Below are 1,032 nucleotides of genomic sequence, written 5' to 3'. Positions count from 1 at the left end.
GCCAGGAGCTGACCATTGAGTTCCAAGGGGGCGAGCCTCTGCTCAACTTCGAGCAGGTGAAGGCCATTACGTTGCTCATCGTCGAGCGCAATCGGTTTGAGAACCGGAGCCTGCGTTTCGTTCTGGCGTCCACGCTCCACGACTTGAACGAAGCCCAGCTGGATTTCTTAGAGGAGCACCGATTCAAGCTCTCTACGTCTTTGGATGGCCCGGAGTGGCTCCACAACGCCAACAGGCCCAGACCAGGCCGCGACAGCTACGCGAGGACCATCCAAGGGATCGATCTAGGTCGGCGTCGGCTCGGCGAGGACGCGGTGTCGGCCCTTACGACCCTGACCAAGCGGAGCCTGGAGGTTCCCGAAGYCATCATCGATGAGTATCGGAAGCTCGGCCTGCACTCCATCTCGCTCAGGCCTCTGAGCCCCTATGGCTTTGCGACTAAAAGTGCCCCGAGAACCGGCTACACAACCGAAGACTATTTTGTCTTCTACAAGCGGGCATTCGAGCACCTCATGGCGGTCAACCGAGGGGGCTATCCCATCGATGAGACTTACGCCTCTCTGCTGCTCTCACAATTGCTCTCGCCGTTCGGCCATGGCTACGTGGACCTGAGGTCCCCGTCGGGCGCCGGCCTGGGTGCCATCATCTACGACTACGACGGCTGCGTTTACCCGTCGGACGAAGCTCGGATGCTTGCGGCCATGGGCGATCGCACGTTCTGTATCGGCAACRTATCCCAACCCGTCAGCACCTGGCTGTCCTCGCCGGCAATGACGACCCTGCTCGATTCCGGCGTCGCCGAGGCACTGCCAACGTGCTCCGACTGCGCCTACGTTCCCCTATGCGGCGCCGATCCGATCGAGCATTACGCCCGTCAGGGCGATCCGATGGGTCATCGACCCACCAGTGATTTCTGTAAAAGGAACATGGGTCTGCTCGACTTCCTTCTGGAGCGCTACGAGAAGGCGGATCGGGACACGAAACGACTGATGGAGGCATGGGCGACACCCAAGGGCGAAATGGAGGAGGCGC

General features: G+C 60.8%; 1 protein-coding gene. It reads left to right on the top strand.

What is annotated here, in order from left to right:
- Positions 1-1,032: His-Xaa-Ser system radical SAM maturase HxsB (gene hxsB, locus ACXJKH_RS21160; protein ID WP_457322318.1), on the top strand; the 1,032-nt coding region annotated here is incomplete at both ends.

It is taken from the genome of Stenotrophomonas sp. P5_B8, assembly GCF_054049855.1.
This window is presented reverse-complemented; position numbering and strand designations above follow the sequence as displayed.